The sequence below is a fragment of the Halobaculum litoreum genome, assembly GCF_030127125.1.
GTDB lineage: Archaea > Halobacteriota > Halobacteria > Halobacteriales > Haloferacaceae > Halobaculum > Halobaculum litoreum.
On record NZ_CP126156.1, the window covers coordinates 614,496 to 632,345 of the forward strand.

At 72.3% G+C, this 17,850-nt stretch carries 17 protein-coding genes and 1 pseudogene; 5 read left to right on the plus strand and 13 right to left on the minus strand.

The annotated features are described in order from the left end of the window. Positions 1-14 precede the first annotated feature (14 nt). Positions 15-2,165: an ABC transporter substrate-binding protein gene (locus P0R35_RS03245; protein ID WP_284013800.1), complete on the minus strand. Its 2,151-nt coding sequence runs from the start codon at positions 2,163-2,165 to the stop codon at positions 15-17. A 196-nt stretch (positions 2,166-2,361) separates the two neighbouring features. On the opposite strand from P0R35_RS03245, the gene P0R35_RS03250 reads away from it, so the two are divergent. From P0R35_RS03250 to P0R35_RS03260, 3 genes and pseudogenes are all read left to right on the plus strand, one after another. Next, positions 2,362-3,327 (plus strand): metallophosphoesterase family protein, encoded by a 966-nt coding sequence (locus tag P0R35_RS03250; RefSeq protein ID WP_284013801.1) that lies wholly within the window; start codon positions 2,362-2,364, stop codon positions 3,325-3,327. 2 nt (positions 3,328-3,329) lie between these two features. Next, positions 3,330-3,815 (plus strand): annotated as a pseudogene (locus P0R35_RS03255) (carbohydrate kinase family protein); the annotation flags it as partial. Positions 3,816-4,065: 250 nt separating this feature from the next. Beyond that, the gene (locus tag P0R35_RS03260; RefSeq protein ID WP_284013802.1) at positions 4,066-4,308 is read left to right on the plus strand and encodes a PfkB family carbohydrate kinase; all 243 of its coding nucleotides are present in this window, start codon (positions 4,066-4,068) and stop codon (positions 4,306-4,308) included. A 95-nt stretch (positions 4,309-4,403) separates the two neighbouring features. On the opposite strand, the gene P0R35_RS03265 is transcribed toward P0R35_RS03260, so the two are convergent. From P0R35_RS03265 to P0R35_RS03300, 8 genes are all read right to left on the minus strand, one after another. After that, a complete protein-coding gene (locus P0R35_RS03265; protein ID WP_284014689.1) occupies positions 4,404-5,168 on the minus strand; it encodes a BtpA/SgcQ family protein in 765 nt (254 codons plus the stop codon). Between the two features lie 243 nt (positions 5,169-5,411). Continuing rightward, positions 5,412-5,882 carry a sensor histidine kinase gene (locus P0R35_RS03270; protein ID WP_284013803.1) on the minus strand — a complete coding sequence of 157 codons (471 nt, stop codon included), beginning with the start codon at positions 5,880-5,882 and terminating at the stop codon, positions 5,412-5,414. Beyond that, on the minus strand, positions 5,852-7,252 hold the full coding sequence (locus P0R35_RS03275; protein WP_284013804.1) for a PAS domain-containing response regulator: 1,401 nt from the start codon (positions 7,250-7,252) through the stop codon (positions 5,852-5,854). Before P0R35_RS03275 ends, P0R35_RS03270 begins: the two co-directional genes overlap by 31 nt. A 126-nt stretch (positions 7,253-7,378) precedes the next feature. Beyond that, positions 7,379-8,302: a phosphoribosyltransferase HisG-related protein gene (locus tag P0R35_RS03280; RefSeq protein WP_284013805.1), complete on the minus strand. Its 924-nt coding sequence runs from the start codon at positions 8,300-8,302 to the stop codon at positions 7,379-7,381. Positions 8,303-8,360: 58 nt separating this feature from the next. Continuing rightward, the gene (locus tag P0R35_RS03285; protein ID WP_284013806.1) at positions 8,361-10,016 is read right to left on the minus strand and encodes a hypothetical protein; all 1,656 of its coding nucleotides are present in this window, start codon (positions 10,014-10,016) and stop codon (positions 8,361-8,363) included. A 141-nt stretch (positions 10,017-10,157) separates the two neighbouring features. Then, positions 10,158-10,604 carry a universal stress protein gene (locus P0R35_RS03290; protein WP_284013807.1) on the minus strand — a complete coding sequence of 149 codons (447 nt, stop codon included), beginning with the start codon at positions 10,602-10,604 and terminating at the stop codon, positions 10,158-10,160. Between the two features lie 90 nt (positions 10,605-10,694). Then, positions 10,695-11,546: an MBL fold metallo-hydrolase gene (locus P0R35_RS03295; RefSeq protein WP_284013808.1), complete on the minus strand. Its 852-nt coding sequence runs from the start codon at positions 11,544-11,546 to the stop codon at positions 10,695-10,697. A 293-nt stretch (positions 11,547-11,839) separates the two neighbouring features. Next, entirely contained in the window at positions 11,840-12,421 is a 582-nt protein-coding gene (locus tag P0R35_RS03300) for a DUF8173 domain-containing protein (RefSeq protein ID WP_284013809.1), read from the minus strand. An 84-nt stretch (positions 12,422-12,505) separates the two neighbouring features. Here P0R35_RS03300 and P0R35_RS03305 point away from each other — a divergent pair, with 84 nt between their 5' ends. Beyond that, positions 12,506-13,558, plus strand: coding sequence for a hypothetical protein (locus tag P0R35_RS03305; protein WP_284013810.1), 1,053 nt, complete (start codon positions 12,506-12,508; stop codon positions 13,556-13,558). A gap of 16 nt (positions 13,559-13,574) precedes the next feature. On the opposite strand, the gene dph2 is transcribed toward P0R35_RS03305, so the two are convergent. Further along, on the minus strand, positions 13,575-14,612 hold the full coding sequence (dph2, locus tag P0R35_RS03310; RefSeq protein ID WP_284013811.1) for a diphthamide biosynthesis enzyme Dph2: 1,038 nt from the start codon (positions 14,610-14,612) through the stop codon (positions 13,575-13,577). A 111-nt stretch (positions 14,613-14,723) separates the two neighbouring features. On the opposite strand from dph2, the gene P0R35_RS03315 reads away from it, so the two are divergent. After that, positions 14,724-15,803, plus strand: coding sequence for a PhzF family phenazine biosynthesis protein (locus tag P0R35_RS03315; RefSeq protein WP_284013812.1), 1,080 nt, complete (start codon positions 14,724-14,726; stop codon positions 15,801-15,803). Here P0R35_RS03315 and P0R35_RS03320 read toward each other — a convergent pair. From P0R35_RS03320 to P0R35_RS03330, 3 genes are read right to left on the minus strand one after another with little or no spacing between them, the layout of a single operon-like run. Next, a complete protein-coding gene (locus P0R35_RS03320; RefSeq protein ID WP_284013813.1) occupies positions 15,693-16,712 on the minus strand; it encodes a sodium:calcium antiporter in 1,020 nt (339 codons plus the stop codon). The genes P0R35_RS03315 and P0R35_RS03320 overlap by 111 nt on opposite strands. Before the next feature lie 43 nt (positions 16,713-16,755). After that, a complete protein-coding gene (locus tag P0R35_RS03325) occupies positions 16,756-17,382 on the minus strand; it encodes a DUF7125 family protein (protein ID WP_284013814.1) in 627 nt (208 codons plus the stop codon). A 37-nt stretch (positions 17,383-17,419) separates the two neighbouring features. Continuing rightward, positions 17,420-17,608: a hypothetical protein gene (locus P0R35_RS03330; RefSeq protein WP_284013815.1), complete on the minus strand. Its 189-nt coding sequence runs from the start codon at positions 17,606-17,608 to the stop codon at positions 17,420-17,422. Positions 17,609-17,850 lie beyond the last annotated feature (242 nt).

Genomic DNA, 17,850 nt, shown 5'->3' on the forward strand with positions numbered 1-17,850 from the left:
GGAGCCACGGCGTGTTACTCCCGGTCGATGGTGACCGTGTTGAACGTCTGGTTCTCCATCGTGCCGTGCATCCGGACGTCGACGTCCTGCGACCAGACGCGCTGGTAGACGGTGTGGGTGGTGGGCAGCTCCTGGACGAACTCCCAGTTGATCTCCTCTTGGATGTAGTACGCGACGTTGCGCGCGCGCTGCTCCTCCTCCCCGGGCCCGCGGTTGGGCACGTAGTTGTCCTCCCAGCCGTCCTCCGAGACCTTCATCATCGGGTCGAACTCGCCGTACTGGCTCGGCGTCGACGAGGAGTAGCCCGCCTCGTCGATGGCGTTCGCGAGGTCGTCGGCCGTCACCGGCTCGATGAACACCGCGGCGGTGCCCTGGCCGTCGGTGTCGCTGGCGGGCGTGACCGTGACGTGCTGCTCCTCCACCTCGTCGGGCAGCGCCTCCAGCAGGTCCTGCTTGATCGTCTCGGGGTCGTTCCCGTTGAAGTCGAGCCCGGGCGCCTCCGTCCGGGTCGTCCACCGGGTGAACATGTTGCCGGGACTGTCGTACGGCGGGATGAACCGGAGGAAGTTGTCCGACTCCGGCCACTCCATCCCGTCGCCGAGCGCGAACATGTCCATCGACCCGTTGATCGCGTTCGAGATGATGGTCCCGAAGTCGGCCTTCGTGATGTCGAGGTCGATGTACGCGCTGGCGGCCTTGTCGCGCAGGCGTCCCGCGATGGAGTCCCACGCCGAGTTCCCCGAGAAGACGGTGAACTCCATGCTGTAGCGGTTGTCCTCGCCGTAGCCGGCCTCCTCCATCACGGCCTTCGCCTCCTGGAGCTTTGTCTCGCCGACGCCGTACGGGTAGCCGTCGCTCGCGGAGTCGAGTTCGTTCCGGAAGCCGTCCTCGACGTGCTTCTGGTAGTTCTCGGACGGCTCCTCGCCGTCGCGCGCCATGAACACCGGCGGCGGCGTGAGGTGGTACGCCGGGTCCGGCAGCCCCTTGTACACCTGCTGGGCGATCTGGTCCTGATTCAGGAGGTACGCGATCGCCTGCCGCGGCGCCTTCTCGGTCCGCGTGCAGTTGAAGACGATGTAGTCGGTGTCGAGAGCGGTCGCCTCGCCGTAGTTCACCTCGGTGCCGTTGTCGAGGGTGTACGTCCCCGTGCGGTAGGAGCCGCGGTTGCGGTCGATCGACCGGTTCTGGGGGTTGAACTGGGCGGTCGGGAACTCCCCGAGGATGTCGAGGTTCCCGTTACGGAACCGCTGGAAGCGCGTGCTCGCGTTGCCGATGACGGTGTAGACGATCCCGTCGATGTACGGCCCCTCGCCCCAGTAGTCGTCGTAGGCGGCGAGTTCGAGCTGGTCGCCCTTGCTCCAGGCGTCGACCTCGAACGGGCCGGTACCCGCGAAGAACGGGCCGTCGCCGGACGTGGAGAAGTACTCGTTGTAGGAGTACTCGCCCTCGTAGAGGAGGCCGTCGAGGCCGTGGCTCTCGTAGTCCTTCGGGTAGTCGACCGAGCCCGCGGGGATGACGCCGAACGCGCCGCCGGCGATCTGCGAGATCACCGCGTGGAACGGCGTCTCCATGTCGAACTCGAAGGTGTAGTCGTCCACCGCGCGCACCGCCAGCGAGCCGGGGACGTAGTTCGTCACCGACTCGCCGGTGTTCCCCTCGTGGGCGAGGGTGAACGTCGAGCCGACGATGTCGTCGGCGTTGCGCGTCTCCTCGGCGCCCGCGAGGCGCTCCCACGAGTAGACGAAGTCCTCGGCCGTCAGTTCCTGGCCGTCGTGGAACGTGACGTCCTCGCGGAGCGTGAACGTGTAGGTGATCCCGTCGTCGGAGACCTCGTAGTCCGTCGCCAGTTCGCCGACCGGCGGCAAGTCGCCGTCCGGGAACGCCATCAACGACTGCTGGTACTGGTTGTACCCCGCGCCCGACCCCTTCGCGTTCACCGGGTCGAGCGTCTGGATGGGCCCCTCGGACGCCATCTGGAGCGTCCCGCCCGTGTAGGACTTCTCCGGTTCCGGGGTGGCCGTCGCCGTGTCGACCTCGGTCGCGGTCTCGGTGTCGGCCGCGGTCGACTCCTGGTTCGGTTGGTTGCCTGAGCAGCCCGCGAGCGCCGCCGCCACGCCCGAGCCTGCCGCCGTGAGAAAGCGCCGCCGAGTGGTGTCCTCGGACATCGGGTGAACACGACCGCGGATAGACAAAATATCTTGTCATCTGCATCCATGTGCGTATCCATAGCCCTCGGGACACCTATCGAACCCACTACCGTGTATTCAACACGGTCGTCGAATATCGTCCCCCGGCGACAGGTCCCGGCGGCGCGGGCGAGACCGAGGGGGTTTTGCACGGGGTGTCCGAGCACACGGCCACATGGCCTCACCCCTCGACAGGACGGACGGACCGACCGGCTCGGTCGTGGCGCGCCTCGACCGCCCGCGCAGCGACGAACGGACCCGGCTCGCGGTCGTCGCCGACCCGCACCTCTCGACGGAGGCGTCGGGCACCTCGAAGCTGTTCGAGCGCACCGAGGAGCACGTCGCCGCCGCCGTGGCCGACGCCGCCGAGCGCGACGCCGACGCGCTCCTCTCGGTCGGCGACATCACGAAGGACGGCGAGCCGTGGAACTTCGACCGGTTCGACGAGCTGATCGCCGACCTCGACGTGCCGTTCTACTCGGTGCCCGGCAACCACGACGTGCCCAAGGCGGGCTACGACCACGAGAACCTCCCGATGGCGGCGTTCGCCGAGCGGTACACGCCCGACGGGCAGGGCTTTCCGTTTCACGTCGCCGTCGGCGGGATCGACGTGATCGGCGTCAACACCGCCGGAACCGAGGAGTGGCTGTACGACTCGCACGCGGGGACGGTTCCCGAGGAGCAGCTCGCGGAGCTCGACGACCTGTTGGCCGCGGCGGAGACGCCGCTCGTGCTCGCGCACCACAACCTCCCGGCGATGTCCGAACAGGTCCACGACCACCGCGACCTCGCCGAGCCGGACATGTTCGTCCCGCCGGAGATGGACGACCCCGAGCCGTTCGTCGAGACGCTCGAACGCCACGACACGCCGCTGCTGCTCACCGGGCACCTCCACATGCCGTCGGCGGCCGAGCAGGGGTCGGTCCGGGAGCTGATGATGCCGACGACCTGCTCGTTCCCGCAGGGGTACTGTCTCGTCGACGTCGGCCCCGAGGGCACCGAGGTGCGGTTCGTCCCCGTCGCCGACTTCGACGGGATGGTCGTCGGCCACCGCGAGCGCTCGACGGACTCCGTCACCGCCCGGGGGCTGACCGCGATGGCGGCCGCCCGGCTGGCGCAGTTCCCGCTGGTCGAGGAGTGAGGATGCCCGACGGCGACGCCGATCGGAGCGACGTTCCGGCCGAGCGAACGCCGGGGTCGCCGTCGGTCGTGACCGTCGGGGCCGCGACCGTCGACGCCACCTACCACGTCTCGAACATCCCCGAGCCCGACGGCGGGGCCTACGCCGACACCGTCGCCGAGTCGTTCGGCGGCGTCGGCGCGAACGTCGCCTGCGCGGTCGCCCGACTGGGCCGGTCGGCGGGGCTGGTCGCTCGCCTCGGAGACGACGACGCCGGGGCCCGCATCGCCGCGGACCTCGCCGCCTCGCCCGTCGACGACCGCCGCGTCCGCCGGGAGCCGGGCACGAGCACGCACTGCGTGATACTCCGGGACGGCGGCGGGAGACGGAGCATCGTCACCGCCGGCGACTCCGCGAGCCGGCTCCGCGCGACCGACGCGGACCGGCGCTACCTCGCCGGCGCCGACGCCGTGTTCCTCACGGCGTACAATCCCGACCCGGTCCACCGCGCCCTCCTCGATATCGCGGGCGCGTCCGACGCGCCGCCGGTCGTGTTCGACCTCTCGGGGCCGCTGCCGGAGTTGGCCGGGCGGGGCGCGAGCGAGGCGACGATCGACCGCTGGGTCGAGGCGGCGGACCTGTTCGTCGTCGGCGACGTGGCCGCCGAGTCGTACCTCGGCTGTACGGGTCGGGCCGCCGCCGCGGGCCCGCGACCGAGGCGCCCACCGCGTCGCCGCCACGTCCGGGGCCGCCGGCGCCGTGCTGGCCAACGACTCGGGTGTGTACGAACTGCCGGCGTTCGACGTGTCCGTGGTCGACGAGACCGGCGCCGGCGACGCGTACGCCGCCGCGCTGATCGACCGGTGGATCCTCGCGGGCGTGCCCCCGCGCGAGGCGGGGCGGTTCGCCGCGGCGGCGGCCGCACACAACGTCGCCGCCGAGGGCGCCCGCGGCGGGCTGGCGACGCGGGCGGCGGTCCGGTCGTTCCTCGCGGACCGGTAGCTCCGATTCCCGCCGCTGTACCGCGATCCCCTCGACGGATTCGAGTCCGTCCGGAACCCACTCACTCGGGCGTTCCACGGTCCCCGGCGCCCGGTTCAGTTCCGGGCGGCCTCGACCAGTTCGCGGACGCGCTCGACCGACACCGGCTCGCCGACGTCGCCGTCCTCCTTGAGCGCGGTCCCCACGATGACGCCGTCCGCGAGGTCGAGCAGGTCCCCGACCGTGTCGGCGGTGACGCCGCTGCCGACGACCACCGGGGTGTCGAGGTCGTTCGCGTCGCGGCGCTCGACGGCGTGTTCGAGGTCCGAGCGGTCGGTCTCGTGGCCGGTGCCGGTGCCGCTGACGACGACCCCGTCCGCGAGGCCGCGTTCGACGCCGTCGGCGACCGACTCCGCGGTGAAGCCGCGGGCCGCGATGGGTGCGGAGTGTTTCACGTCGTGGTCGGCGAGGACGGCCACGTCCGCGCCGAGGCGCTCGCGGAGGCGCATCGTCTCGTGGGCCTTCCCGTCGATGACGCCCTGGTCGGTGACGCGCGCCCCGGTGTGGACGTTGATCCGGACGAAGTCGCCGCCGGCGGCGGCCGCGACCGAGAGGGCGGCGTCGCCGTCGTTCCGGAGGACGTTCACGCCCACGGGCACGTCCACCGTCTCGACGACCGCCCGGGTCGCGCGGGTCATGCTCGCGACCACGTGTTTGGGGACGTCGTCCGGGTAGAACGGGGCGTCGCCGAAGTTCTCCACCATGACCGCGTCGACGCCGCCGGCGGCGAGGCGCTCGGCGTCGCGCTCGGCGGCCGCGACGACCCCGGCCCGGTCGCCGTCGAACTTCGGCGCGCCGGGCAGCGGGGGGAGGTGAACCATTCCGATCACGGGCTGTCGGCCGTCGGCGAAGAGGGAGTCGAACACGCCGGTCGCTTCCGGGTGTTCCGGTGTCAGTCTGCCGGTTCGACCCGAATAGCGTCGGCCTACAGCCGACAGAAACCCGGCGGTCGTCCGTCGCGTACACGCCATCTCGCTATATCGAATCGGTGCCGAGACCGGGCCGGCAGCAGGGGACGGACGCGCGGCTGTGGAGTCGGCGTCGGTCGGTGGTCGGGGGGCCGATCAGGAGACGAACGAGTCGATGGTCTCCGGCCGGAACTCGAAGCGCGCGCCGCCGTCGGCGGAGTCGGTGACCGTCACCGACCAGCCGTGCGCCTCCGCGATCCCGGAGACGATGCCCAGCCCGAGCCCCGTCCCGGTTCCACCGGTGTAGCCGAACTCGAGCACGCGGTCGCGTTCGTCCGGGGGGATCCCCGGGCCGTCGTCGGCGACCGCGAACCCCGACTCGTCGACGCGGTCGACGGTCACGGCGACCGACTCGCCGGCGTGTTCGACCGCGTTGCGGAAGAGGTTCTCCAACAGCGCCCGCAGCCGCTTCGGGTCGGCCTCGACGACGGTGTCGGCGGCCACCGTCAGGGTGGCCGACGGGGCGTCGACGGTCGTCCAGGCGTCGGCCGCGGCGTCGGCGATCGAGACCGGCGAGGCGTCGGTGACCGGGTCGTTCACGCCCCGGAGCGACTCCAGGGAGGCCACCAGCTCGAACAGGCGTTCGACGCCGCTGTCGACCGCGTCGAGGTTCCGCCGCACCGCCTCGTCGCCGGGGGCGGTCGCCTCGCGCGCGAGGTCGGTCCGCCCCGAGATGAGCGGATCGCGTTGCGCGCGTCGTGGGCGACGGCGCCGGCGAGCGACTCCAGCCGGTCGCGCTCCTCGCGGAGCAGCCGTTCCCGCTCGGCCTGTTCGGACACCTCGCGACAGACGCGCGCGACGCTGGTGTCGGCGCCGACGACCGACTCGCGGGGGACGTGCAGCACCTCGAACGTCCGCGTCCGCTCCCCGCAGACGACCTCGACGCGCTGGGAGACGGCCGCCCCCGCCTCGACGGCGCGCTCGGAGTGGTCCGCGAGCGCCGACGCCACGTCCGACGGCAGGAGGTCCCGGTCGGTCGACCCCACCGCCGCCTCCGGCGACACGCCGAGGAGGTCGCCGCACGCCTCGTTGACGAGCCGGTAGCGGCCGTCCTCCAGCACGGCCATCGCGTCGTCGGCGTGCTCGACGAGGACGCGGTGGCGCTCGGCGCGGGCGCGCTCCGTCTCCGAGTCGGTGACGTCGGCGACGGCGACGACGACGTACTCCGTCTCGCGGCCCTCCGACACCGGCGCCGCGTCCGCGGCGATCAGACGGCGGGTCCCGTCGGGGAACGCGATCGCGTGGCGGACGTCGTACACCGCCTCGCCCGTTCGAGCCGCCGTCTCGTAGGCGGACTCGCCGGTCGTGTAGCGGCCGCCGAGGTCGACGTACTCCCACGTCGGCGCCGGGTACGTCTCGCCGGGCGGCTCCGACACCGGGCCGCTCCGGGGGTCCCCGTCGCCCCCGAGCCGGAGGATCTCCCGTGCCCGGCGGTTGGCGTACACGATGTCGTCGCCGTCGGTGTCCACGAGGAGGACGCCGTTGGGGGTGGTCTCCAGCACGGTGCCGAACAGCCGTCGCTCCGCCCGGAGGGCCGCCTCCGTCCGGCGACGATCCACCGCCGCCTCCACGCGGTCGGCCAACTGCGTGTACGAGTCGCTCCCGCCCTTACGGACGTAGTCGGTGACGCCGGCGGAGATCGCGTCGCTCGCGACCTCCTCGCTCCCGCGCCCGGTGAACAGCAGGAACGGGAGGTCCGGCCAGCGCTCGCGCACGCTCGCGAGGAGGTCGAGGCCGTCGCGCCCGGGCAGCTCGTAGTCGCTCACGACGCAGTCGACCGGGGGGTCCCCGGCCGCGACGACCGCCTCGGCGTCGTCGGGACCCGCCACGGTCGTGACGGTCACGTCGTCGAGCGACCGGCGCAGTCGCTCCGCGACCAGTTGCCGGATCCCCCTGTCGTCGTCGACGCACACCACGTGTGCGGGGGAGCCACTCATCGACGCGCTGTACCGATGCGGCTCCCATAACGTTGTCCGTTGCTCGCGACTCCGCGACGCCGCACGCAACGGCGCCCGCGCCGCCGTCGATTCCCCGCTCCCGCCCGCCCGGCGGTTGTTCCCCCGCTACTCCGGCGCGAGCGCCGTCTCGACGCCGCTGGCGAGCGCGATCTCCAGCGACCGGGTCGCCTTGGTCGCCTCCGCCTCGTTCTCCATGAGCACCGTCTCGCTGGGGAACAGGTCCTCGCCGAGCACGAGCCCGTGCTCGCGCGCGGTGCCGCCCGTGACGGTGAGGTAGACGCCCACGCCCGCCTCGGCGATGGCGGCCTCCTCCTCCTGCCCGGCGTCGGGGTAGACGAACTCCACGCCGGCGAGCGCGTCGGTGCCGATGACCGCCTCCACGAGGCGCTCGTAGCGGGGCGAGATGCACAGCGGCCCCTCGTAGTCGGCGACGAACGCGCGGTCGAGGTCCTCGCCGTCCGGGACCGCGTCCGGCGTCGCCATCAGCGTGTGGCGGACCGTGTCGCCGAGCCCCGTCGCGACGCGGACGTCGGTGTCTCGGGGGTCGATCCGGGCGTTCACGTCCGCGAGGTCGGCGACCCCCTCCGGCTCCAGTCCGACGACCTCCTCGAGGACGAGGTCCGCCGAGTCGAACCCCAGCGCGACGTCGTGGGTGCGCAGCGCGCGGAACGGCTCCTCGCGGCCGACCAGCCGGACCGTGGTACCGTCGACGTCGACGAGCGCGGAGTCGAACACGATCCGGCGCGGGTGGCCCTCGCGGTCGTCGCGCATCAGCGTGTACTCCGGCCCGCGGCCGTCGGGGTCGCTGTAGGCGGCGAGCCGCTCGTACACCCCGCGGTCGTCGGCCTGTCGGCCCTTCGTCACCGCCTTCTCGTAGCGGAGCGTCGAGGAGACGTCGTCCGCGAGCGCGGTCGCGTCCTCGTCCGCGAGCGCGGTCGCGTCCTCGCCCGCGACCGCCGCGAACCGTTCGAGGGTGGCCTCCAGCGGCCGCCCCTTGCGGGGCACGGCGACGGAGACGGGTCTGCTCATTGGCGGAACGTGGGAACCCCCGTGCAAAAGCGGCGCGTTTCGACCGCGCGCCCGGTCGCTACTCCTCGTTGGCCGCCTCGCCGTCGACGCCGGCGCCGTCCGCACCGCCCGCGCCGCCCGCGCCGCCGGGACCGAACACCGACGAGAGGCGCTCGCGGAACTGCTCGAACTCGGCCAGTTCGTCGTGGACGGCCTCCATCTCGGCGCGCACCTCCGACAGTTCGTCGTCGACCATCGCCGAGACGGACTCCACGTCGTCGGCGACGGAGGCGACCTCCTCGCGGATCTCGGCGACCGCCTCGTCCTCGTCGGCGACCTCCTCGGCGAGGTCGTCGAGGTCAGCGCGCACCTCAGACAGCGACGCCTCCAGCGCCTCCTCCGTCTCCGCGAGGTCGTCGCCCCAGCCGTCGACCTCGTCCCAGACGGCGTCGACCTCCTCGTTGGCGGAGGCGACGTCCGAGCGGAGCGTCTCCACGTCGTCGTGGAGCGTCTCGCGCTCGTCCGCGGCGGCGTCGAGTTCGCTCCACGTCTCGTCGAGCGACTCGTCCAGCGCGTCGAGATCCGCCTGCAGCCCGTCCATCCACTCGCTCGCGATGCCGTTCTCGTCGATGAACTCCTCCATCGCGTCGGCGTAGGCGGCCATGTCCTCGACCTTCGACTGGAGGCGGGCGATCCGCGCGTCGACGCTCGTCGAGTAGTCGAGCTCCAGCTCCTCCTTCAGCACCGCCCGGTCCGCCTCCGAGACGTTCCCGGAGCGGAGCTCCTCCGCGAGCGCGGCCGCGACGCCGCCGGCGGCGACGCCGGCCGCGGGGGTCGCGGGCGCGACGTCGTCCGCCGCCTCGTCCTCGTCGTCGGCGTCGGCGTCTGCGGCATCGTCGTCCACGTCGACACCGTCGCCGCCGAGGTCGAGCGGCTCGTCCGCCGGCACGTCGTCGTCGGGGTCGCCGTCCCCCTCGTCGGCGTCGACCTCGTCCGGCTCCTCGCCGTCGAGGTCGAGCGGCTCCGGCGCCTCGTCGTCCGCCTCGGCGACCGCCTCCGCGTCGTCGTCCTCGTACTCGTCGTCGTCCTCGTCCGTCGCCTCCGCCTCGTCGTCGCCGAGGTCGAGCGGCTCGTCGGCCGGCGAGTCCCCGAGGTCGTCGTCCGCCTCGGCGGCCTCGTCGTCGAGCCCGAGCGGGTCGTCGTCCCCGTCGGGCGCGTCGGCGACGCCGAGGTCGTCCTCGGCGGCCGCCAGATCCAGCCCGCCGTCGTCGTCCCCGCCGTCGCCGCCGGCGAGCACGTCGCGGACGGCCTGCGAGGAGTCGTCGCCGAGCACGTCGGCCACGTCGCCGACGGGGTCGTCCCCCTCCGCCACCTCCTCGACGGTCGGCTCCGTGAGGAACCGCGACCCGTCCTCGGCGTCGGGGTCGTCCATCCGGATGCCGTAGACGGTGACGACCTCCTCGCCGGGGTCGAGCCGGCGTCGGTACTCGACGCGGTGGTCCTGGTAGGCGGTCCAGTGCTCGGACTCGTACTCCGGGTGGAACCCGATGCGGTCCATCGGGAAGTCCTCCGGGATGTGGTCGACGAGACTGAACTCCGTCGGCTCGTCCCGGTCGGAGCGGAGGGTGAACTCGATGGCGGGTACGGGGAACTCGTCGGCGCTGTACCGCTTGTCGACGGTCACACCGTCCCCCTCGACGGTGACGCCGCCGTCTGCGTCGGGCCCCTGACTCATGGATACACCGTACCTCACTCGGTATAAAAAGCCACCGGGCCGATTATCGCTCGGGTCGGAACGTGGGCCGCGGGTCGCGGTCGACGGGCCCGCGTCGGTTCGCCCGGGACGCCTCACCCGGGACGCCTCACCGACCGTGGCTCACTCGGTGACGACGGTCACCGGTCGGTCGGCCTCGAGGATGATCCGCTGGGTGTCGTCGCCGAACAGGGCCTTCCCCGTCGGGGAGCGCTTCGCGCCGGTGACGAACACGTGGTCGCAGTCGCGCTCGCGCGCCTCCCGCAGCACCGTCTCGGCCCGCTCGCCGACGCTGCCGACCGCCTCGTACTCGATGCCGACCCCCTCCAGCACCTCGCGGCCGATGTCGGAGGCGTACGCGCGGGCCCCCTCGACGGCCTGCCCGACGCTGTACGTGGAGTCGCCGCGCGTCACCTGCTGGAGCTGCTCGCGCTGTTCGTCGTACTCGTCCTCGTCGGTGACGTGCAACAGGGTGAGCGTCGCGTCGACGCCGGCGGCGAGTTCGCCCGCCTCGCGGGTCAGCGTCTTGGCGGTCTCGGTCGGCCCGACGACGGCGAGTGCGTGGTCCATACGCCCCGACTGTGGACAGGGGGATGAAAAACCCCGCTGTTCGGACGCGTCCGGCCGCACTGCGGGCGGCCGCGGTCGAGGCCCGGCGTCTCAGAGGTCGATCCGGTCGCCGATCTCGACGACCTCGAGCCGCTCGGGGAACGCGAAGCTCCGGACGTGCTCGTGGAGGGCCGTCGGGTCGGCGGTCAGCCCCTTCCACATGTCCCAGTGGCTCGGGAGCAGCCGGTCGGCCCGGAGCGCCTCGGCGATCTCGACGGCCTGGTTCTCGTCGCAGTACCACCGAGTGCGCTGCGGTTCGCGGGTCTCCTTGTCCGGGACCCGGCCGACGGAGCCGAACGCGACGACCGCGAGGTCGACGTCGTACGTCTCGCCCAGATCGGCGAAGCCGTCGTGGGGCTTGGTGTCGCCGCCGTGGAAGACCGTGGTGTCGCCGTACCGGATCACGTAGCCGACGGGGTGGGTCGCGTCCGCGTCGGCGACCTCGACCACGTCGATCTCGAACCCGCCCACCGAGAACGAGTCGCCCTCGTCGACCTCGTTCAGCTGGTCGGGATCCACGTCCCAGCCGTCGGTCCACCCCTCCGTCTCGGTCACGGCGAGGGAGTCGTCGGCCGCGTAGAACGGCGCCCCGGAGTTCGCGAGGATCGGCGCCTGCGACGGGCCGTGGGTGTGGTCGGTGTGCTCGTGGGTCGCCAGCACCGCGTCGGCGTCGTACACGTCGTGGGGGTCGAACGGGACGGGGATCATCCGCACCGTCCGCGGCGGGTCGCCGAGGCCGACGTACGGGTCGATCCAGACGCTCGTCTCGTCGCTCCCCTTCAGGACGAAGCCGTTGCAGCCGAGGTACCAGACGGCCACGCCGTCGGGTTCGGCGGCCTCGATCGTTCGCGGGAGCCAGTCGCCCCAGTCGGACGCGATCCGCGGGTCGCTCGTGTCGCTCATGGCCCCCGGTTCCCGGAGGGGGCAGTAAGGCGTGTCGGCTCGCCCGGCGGACCCGTCCCGCATCCGACCGTCCGGATCGTCCCTCGGGACGACGTTTCACGCCGGCTACCGTCGGGAACCCGGCTCCTAACTATCAGTCGTGGGGCCTTCGCCCCAAAGCATATGCCGGAGAGCACGACACCGAGTGACATGGAGACGGGAGTACACCGGACCCTGGAGTTCGCGGCGATGCGCGACAACATCGCGGAGTGCGTCGACCTCCTCGACGCACAGACGTTCGGCTACCGGTCGAGTTAGTCCCCGTCCCACGCCCGGTTCAGGTCGCGTCCGACCATCCCGAGGCCGGGGAGCGTGGCGAGCGAGTTGATCAGGCCGCCTACGAGCGGCAGCGCCGTCAGCGCCGCGAACACCAGCGCGCCCACCAGCACCTCCGTCCCGCCGGGCTCGCCGCCGTCCCTCGTGACGGCGGTCCCGACCACCACGACGACGACCGCCGTGCCGAGGATCCCCATCGCGGCGAGGACGAACATGCCGGGGATGGCGATCAGGAGCCCGATCACGGTGAGCCCGATCAGCACCAACACGATCGGCACGCCGATGCCGGTGATCAGCCCCCAGACGACCGTCTCGCCAGGGTCGTCGCGGAACTCCCGAACCTTCGCCGTGGCGTACGCGGGCTTGACGGCGACGAGGACGCCGCCGAGCAGGAGGTAGACGACGAGGCCGACGCCGAAGTCGAGGAGGACAGCCGCCCCGGCGTCGAGTCCCGTCGCCGGGTCCCGGACGCCGGACTGTGCGGCGGCGCTCCCGACGGCGACGGCCGCGAGCGCGACGGCCGCGCCGGCGGCGCCGACGAGCGTGCGTGTGGAGGGCATCGTCGGCGAAGGCGTCGCCGAGCGTGAATAGCTTGTGATCGTGATCTCCCGAAGACACTTACCGCGGCTCGGCGAGCCGGCGGTGTGCACAGACGCGCCCTCCTCGCGTCGGTCGCGCTCGGCGCGGCCGGCTGTCTCGCGCCCGCTGGCGACTCGGCCGCGAGCGCGACCCGGTCGGCGCCGCCCGCCGACACGGCCGAGTCGTCGACGACCGACCCCGAACTCGGCGTCCCGGCCGGCGAGGCCGGCGGCCCCCCGCCCGACGACACGGTCGCGCGCGTGGTCTGGTGGGGATCAGAGCGACCGACGGACCCCGTTCGACTGGTGGCCGAGCCCCGGTCGGGCGGGCTCCCGGCCGCGACGTTCCGGTTCTCGCTCGTCAACGACAGCGACCGCCGGTTCGCGTACAACCCGTACGACTGGGGGCTGTGGAAACGTGTCGACGGCTCGTGGTTCTACGTCGCGCCGCGGATCGTCCCGCAGCCACTCTCGTTCCTTCCGCCGGGCGGGACGGAAACGTGGACGCTCGTCGTCGGCGGCGACGACGAGTCGGCGGCGGGCGAGGGGGCCGGGGACGCGATCACCACCGACCGCCTCGGCGGCGGGACGTACGCCTTCGAGACCGACGGCTCGTTCGAGGGGCAACGGTACACGGAGTCGACGAGGCTGGCGGTTCGGTTCGTCCTGTCGGGCGACCCCCTGACGCCGACGCTCGACAGTTCGGTGACGGAGACGACCCGCGACGGCTCGACGGTGACAGTCCGCACCGACGTGCCCTCCGGCGAGGACACCCGGCCGTGCGTGTTCGTCGTCGAGCGCGTCGACGAGCCGACCGCCGAGCGCAGGATCGCCGAACAGATCGTCCGCGACCCGCTGTTGCGGAAGACGCTCCCGGCGTTCGAGGCGGGTGTCGACCGCGTGCGCTTGGTGGAGCCGAACGGGGCGGTCCCGCCCTTCGGCGTGAGCGAGCCCCGGACGTTCCGCTACGCGGGGGAGTCGTACCGAGTCACCGCACACGAAGCCGAGCCGGGAACGGCGACGGAATCGGGAACGGCGACGGAATCGGGGACGGAGACGGAATCGGGAACGGTGACGGAATCGGGGACGGTGACGGAATCGGGCACCGCCGGCGGGTAGCCGGCGACCGGGCGACCTACCAGGTGCCGTGGAACGTGTCGAACTCCAGGTTCTCCAGCGGCTCGTTGCCCACCGCGATCTCGTACTCGCCGGGCGTGAGCATCGGCTTGTGGAAGCGGGGGCCGTCGTCGGTCGTGATGCGCGGACAGCCGGTGTTGACGAACGCGTCGAAGTCGAAGTTGCGGAGGCGGTCCGGCGTCACCTCGTCCATCGTGATGAGGTGGGCGTTGTCGTTCTCCTCGACGATCTCCTCGGCCTTCTCCCAGCGACCCTGCCCGATCTTCGTGCAGAAGATGACGCCGAACGTGTCGGCGTCCATCGCGCGGTGGACGGCGCCGTAGCGCTGCTTGAGGAACTTCTCGGTGTCGGCGACCTTCACGACGTTGTTGACGGGGTCGCCGATGACGACCGTCTTGTCGGGGTGTTCCATCGCGAGGCCGAGCGGGTGGAACTTCCCGCCGCCGACGTACAGTACCTGGTCGGCGTCGATGTCGGCGGAGGCGTAGTTGCAGCCGAGCACCTGCCCCTCGTGGGTGAGGCGGTCGTCGCCGCGGCGGGTGTGCACCTCGTAGCCGCGCTCCTCCAGCCAGTCGACCATGTCGCCGAAGAGGTTCATGTGCTGGGCCGTCGTGACGAGGCCCACGTCGGGGTCGTCCTCGGGGTCCGCGAGCTCCGCCAGCGACTCCTCCATGATCGGGAAGGGGTCGACGTTCGAGAACAGCGGGACGTAGATGATCTTGTCCGACTCCTTCATCGGCGAGTGGCCGAAGTGGACGAACACGTCACACCGGCGCATGAGGTAGGTGTCGAGGTCGCACGCGCCGTAGCACGGCTGCCCGGAGATGAGGTAGGTGACGTCGTCGGTCAGCTCGCGGAGGTCGTCGGCGACCGCGGGCGCGCGGCGCTTCAGCCCCTCCGGGAACTGGAGGCCGACCTTGTCGGCGTCGCGCTCCTCGACCGCCTCGACGATGCGGTCGAGTTCGTAGTCCCACTCGCGGTCGTGTTTGAGCGACATCCCCGTCTTGGTGAGGTCGCCCTCGGTCCGCTGGCTCATTGCACCCGGATACCGACTGGAGCCGGTTAAGCGGCGCGCTCCACGAACACCCGCGAGAACGCCTCGCACGGCGCCGATACCGCCTTGTCGAACGCCGCCGCATCCCGAGGCGTGACCGGACACCGCTTCCACGTCGTCGACGTGTTCACCCGCGGCGGCGAGCGCTTCACCGGCAACCAACTGGCCGTGTTCCACGACGCCGCCGACGTCGACGCCGCGGCGGCGCTCGCGCTCACCCGCGAGACGAACTTCTCCGAGTGCACCTTCGTCGACGGGCCCCGCGCCGACGACGGGGACGGGGCCGGCTACGACGTGCGGATCTTCGACCCGGCCGAGGAGATCCCGTTCGCGGGCCACCCGACGCTCGGCACGGCCGCGGTCCTGCGCGAACTCGTCGGCGGTGGCGGTGGCGGTGGAGTTAGCGAGCGCGACACCGGCGACCCGCCCGACGGCCCGCCGGACGACCTCACCCTCCATCTCGGCGTCGGCCCGATCGACGTGTGGGTCGAGGCGCGCGACGGCCGCGAGGAGTACTGGATGCGACAGATCACCCCGGACCTCGGCGGCAGCGTCGCGCCCGAACTGGTCGCCCCCGCGCTCGGCCTCGACGCCGCTGACGTCGACCGCCGCGCGCCCGTTCGGTCGGTGTCGACCGGGCTCCCGACGCTGGTCGTCCCCCTCACGTCGGTCGCGGCCGTCGAGCGGGCCGCGACGACCGACCCCGCCTACACCGACCTGCTCGACGCGGTCGGCGAGCACAACCTCCTCGTCGTCGCGCGCGGCGGCGTCGACGGCGGCGACCTCCACGCCCGGGTGTTCGCCGACTACGCCGGCGTCCCCGAGGACCCCGCGACCGGGTCGGCGGCCGGCTGTCTCGCCGGCTGGCTGCTCGAACACGGGTGGCTCGGCGACGGGCCGGTCGCGGCGACGGTCGAACAGGGGTACGAACTGGGCCGCCCCTCCCGCCTCCGGATCCGCGCCGAGCGCGACGTGGACGGCGCCCCCGCGGTCGAGGTGGGGGCGGCGTCGTCCCCGTCGCCGAGGGACGACTGTTGTAGCGCCGGCGGCCGAACGCGCGGCTCACACGCCCGGCACCAGCCGCGTCACGCCGAGCGTCTCCAACACCATCCACACGAGGAACACGCCGTACATGGCGAGCAACGCGATCGCCTCGGGCCGGTCCAGCTCTAAGTCCGTCCGCGTGACGACGAGGAACCCGAGCGTCGCGATCGTCAGGAAGCCCATCATCGGGACGGCCGTGCCGAAGTCGAGGTCGATGCGCCCGCCGGGCACGAGTAACACGCCGACCGGGACGGCCACCAGGAGGTCGAAGGTGTTGCTCCCGAGCACGTTCGCGAGGCTCGTCGGCCCGCGGCCGGCCTCGGCCGCCCGCACCGAGACGACGGTGTCCGGCAGGCTGGTCCCGGCGGCGACGACGGTCAGCCCCCAGACGGCCGAGGGGACGCCGAGGGCGGCCTCCAGCGACACCGCCGCCTCGACGAGCGCCTCGACGCCGACGAGGATGCCGAGGATCGACCCGACGAGGAGCAGCCACTGCCGGCCCGCGTCCACGTCGTCGACGTCGGGAGCGTCGTAGTCGGACACGTCCTGCGCTTGGATGAACAGGTACACCGCGTACAGCCCGAGCGGGATGAGCGCCAGCGGTCGCGTCAGCGTCGAGACGAGCCCGTCGGCGACCGGCTGTGGGGTGTAGATCACCCCGAGCGAGAAGGTGAGCAACAGGACCGCGACCGCGAGCATGTAGAACTGCGTCTCCTTGTACACGACGTCGCGGTCGGCGCGGAGCCCGCGGCCGCGGAGCGCGCTCCACCCCGGGATGACGAGGATGTTGAACACCGCCGAGCCGACGATGGCGCCCACCCCGAGGTCGAAGTTGTCGTACAGCAACACCGAGAACACGACGCTCGTCAGTTCCGGGAACGACGAGCCGATGGCGGCGATCACCGCGCCCTGCACGACCGCGGGGAGGCCGTAGTGGGCGCCGAGGCGCTCGCTCGCGGATTCGAGGCGGCCGCCGGCGACCCAGACGATCGCCGTTCCCACGGCGATGAGCCCGACCGCGGCGAGGACTGAGACCATACCGGTCGGCCGGCCGCCGAGGTCGAAAACCCTCCGACTCCGACTACGCGATGTCGCGGGAGGTGTCGATGGCGACCTGCTCCTCGAGCTTCAGCTTCACCGTCTCGTCGAGCGCGCGCCCGCCGCGGAACTTCGGCACGGCCAGCTTGTTCACCACGTCCGTCCCGCGGATCTCGGTGTCGAGGTCCCAGACGACGTCGGCGACGTGCTCGGTCATCCCGCGGTTCACGGGCTCGTCGCGCCCCTTCATCGCGTGGAGGAAGGCGACGCTGCCCGTGTTCACCATCGCGGTCTGCAGCTCGGTGAGGAACCGCCGGTAGCGCGAGCGGTCGGTCCGCTCCAGCGGGTCGACCACGTCGACGATGAGGTTCGCCCGCTCGGGGAGCGCCCCGACGAGCCGGTTGGCGGCGTCCAGCGGCGCGTCGCCGCCGATGTCGCGCACCGTCGGGGTGCCCACCCGCGAGCGCGTGCGGTCCAGCGCGTCCCGCACCGCCTGGTCCGACCGCATCGTCGTGAGGTACAGCGTGCCGCGCGCCGCCGTCAGCTCGTACAACAGCAGCTCCGACTGGCTGGCCGGGTCCGCGGAGAAGGAGACGATGCTGCCCGCCGGGATCCCGCCGTCGAACCGACGGTCGAGCACCTCGATCCCGGTCGACAGCCGCTCCTGCATGCGACACACTGACGAACCGCTGTGTGATAATCGTTTCTCACGCGATCCGACGGGATTTTTCCGGGACCGCCGCCGTCCCCGCCAGCGCCGTCGCGAGCGCGTCGTACGTCGATTCGATCCGTTCCGACCCCACGACCGGCGGGTCGACCCGCGGCACCGTCGCGAGGACACGACAGCCCAGCAGGGCCGACAGCCCCGGCGGCGCGACCGTCGCGCGGGAGACCACCGCGCCGACGACGGGCGTCCCCAGTCGCCGGGCGACGGCGACGGTCTTCGCCGTGTCCCGCGCCGCGGCCGCGCACGCCTCGGTGACGACGAGGACGCCGTCGGCGGCGCGCAGCGGGGCGACGGCGTCGGACGCGGCGCCCGCCGGACAGTCGACGAGGACGGCCGTCTCCGCCGGGGGTCGGCGGCGACCGCGCGGAACAGCCGGCCGGGGTCGACGTCGTCGGGGCCGCCGGCGCCGGG

What these genes read in the sequence shown, in the direction of transcription:
- P0R35_RS03245 (WP_284013800.1), bottom strand. Translation starts at nt 2,165, where the DNA reads ATGTCCGAGGACACCACTCGGCGGCGCTTTCTCACGGCGGCAGGCTCG.
- P0R35_RS03250 (WP_284013801.1), top strand. Translation starts at nt 2,362, where the DNA reads ATGGCCTCACCCCTCGACAGGACGGACGGACCGACCGGCTCGGTCGTG.
- P0R35_RS03265 (WP_284014689.1), bottom strand. Translation starts at nt 5,168, where the DNA reads ATGGTTCACCTCCCCCCGCTGCCCGGCGCGCCGAAGTTCGACGGCGAC.
- P0R35_RS03275 (WP_284013804.1), bottom strand. Translation starts at nt 7,252, where the DNA reads ATGAGTGGCTCCCCCGCACACGTGGTGTGCGTCGACGACGACAGGGGG.
- P0R35_RS03280 (WP_284013805.1), bottom strand. Translation starts at nt 8,302, where the DNA reads ATGAGCAGACCCGTCTCCGTCGCCGTGCCCCGCAAGGGGCGGCCGCTG.
- P0R35_RS03285 (WP_284013806.1), bottom strand. Translation starts at nt 10,016, where the DNA reads ATGAGTCAGGGGCCCGACGCAGACGGCGGCGTCACCGTCGAGGGGGAC.
- P0R35_RS03290 (WP_284013807.1), bottom strand. Translation starts at nt 10,604, where the DNA reads ATGGACCACGCACTCGCCGTCGTCGGGCCGACCGAGACCGCCAAGACG.
- P0R35_RS03295 (WP_284013808.1), bottom strand. Translation starts at nt 11,546, where the DNA reads ATGAGCGACACGAGCGACCCGCGGATCGCGTCCGACTGGGGCGACTGG.
- P0R35_RS03300 (WP_284013809.1), bottom strand. Translation starts at nt 12,421, where the DNA reads ATGCCCTCCACACGCACGCTCGTCGGCGCCGCCGGCGCGGCCGTCGCG.
- dph2 (WP_284013811.1), bottom strand. Translation starts at nt 14,612, where the DNA reads ATGAGCCAGCGGACCGAGGGCGACCTCACCAAGACGGGGATGTCGCTC.
- P0R35_RS03320 (WP_284013813.1), bottom strand. Translation starts at nt 16,712, where the DNA reads ATGGTCTCAGTCCTCGCCGCGGTCGGGCTCATCGCCGTGGGAACGGCG.
- P0R35_RS03325 (WP_284013814.1), bottom strand. Translation starts at nt 17,382, where the DNA reads ATGCAGGAGCGGCTGTCGACCGGGATCGAGGTGCTCGACCGTCGGTTC.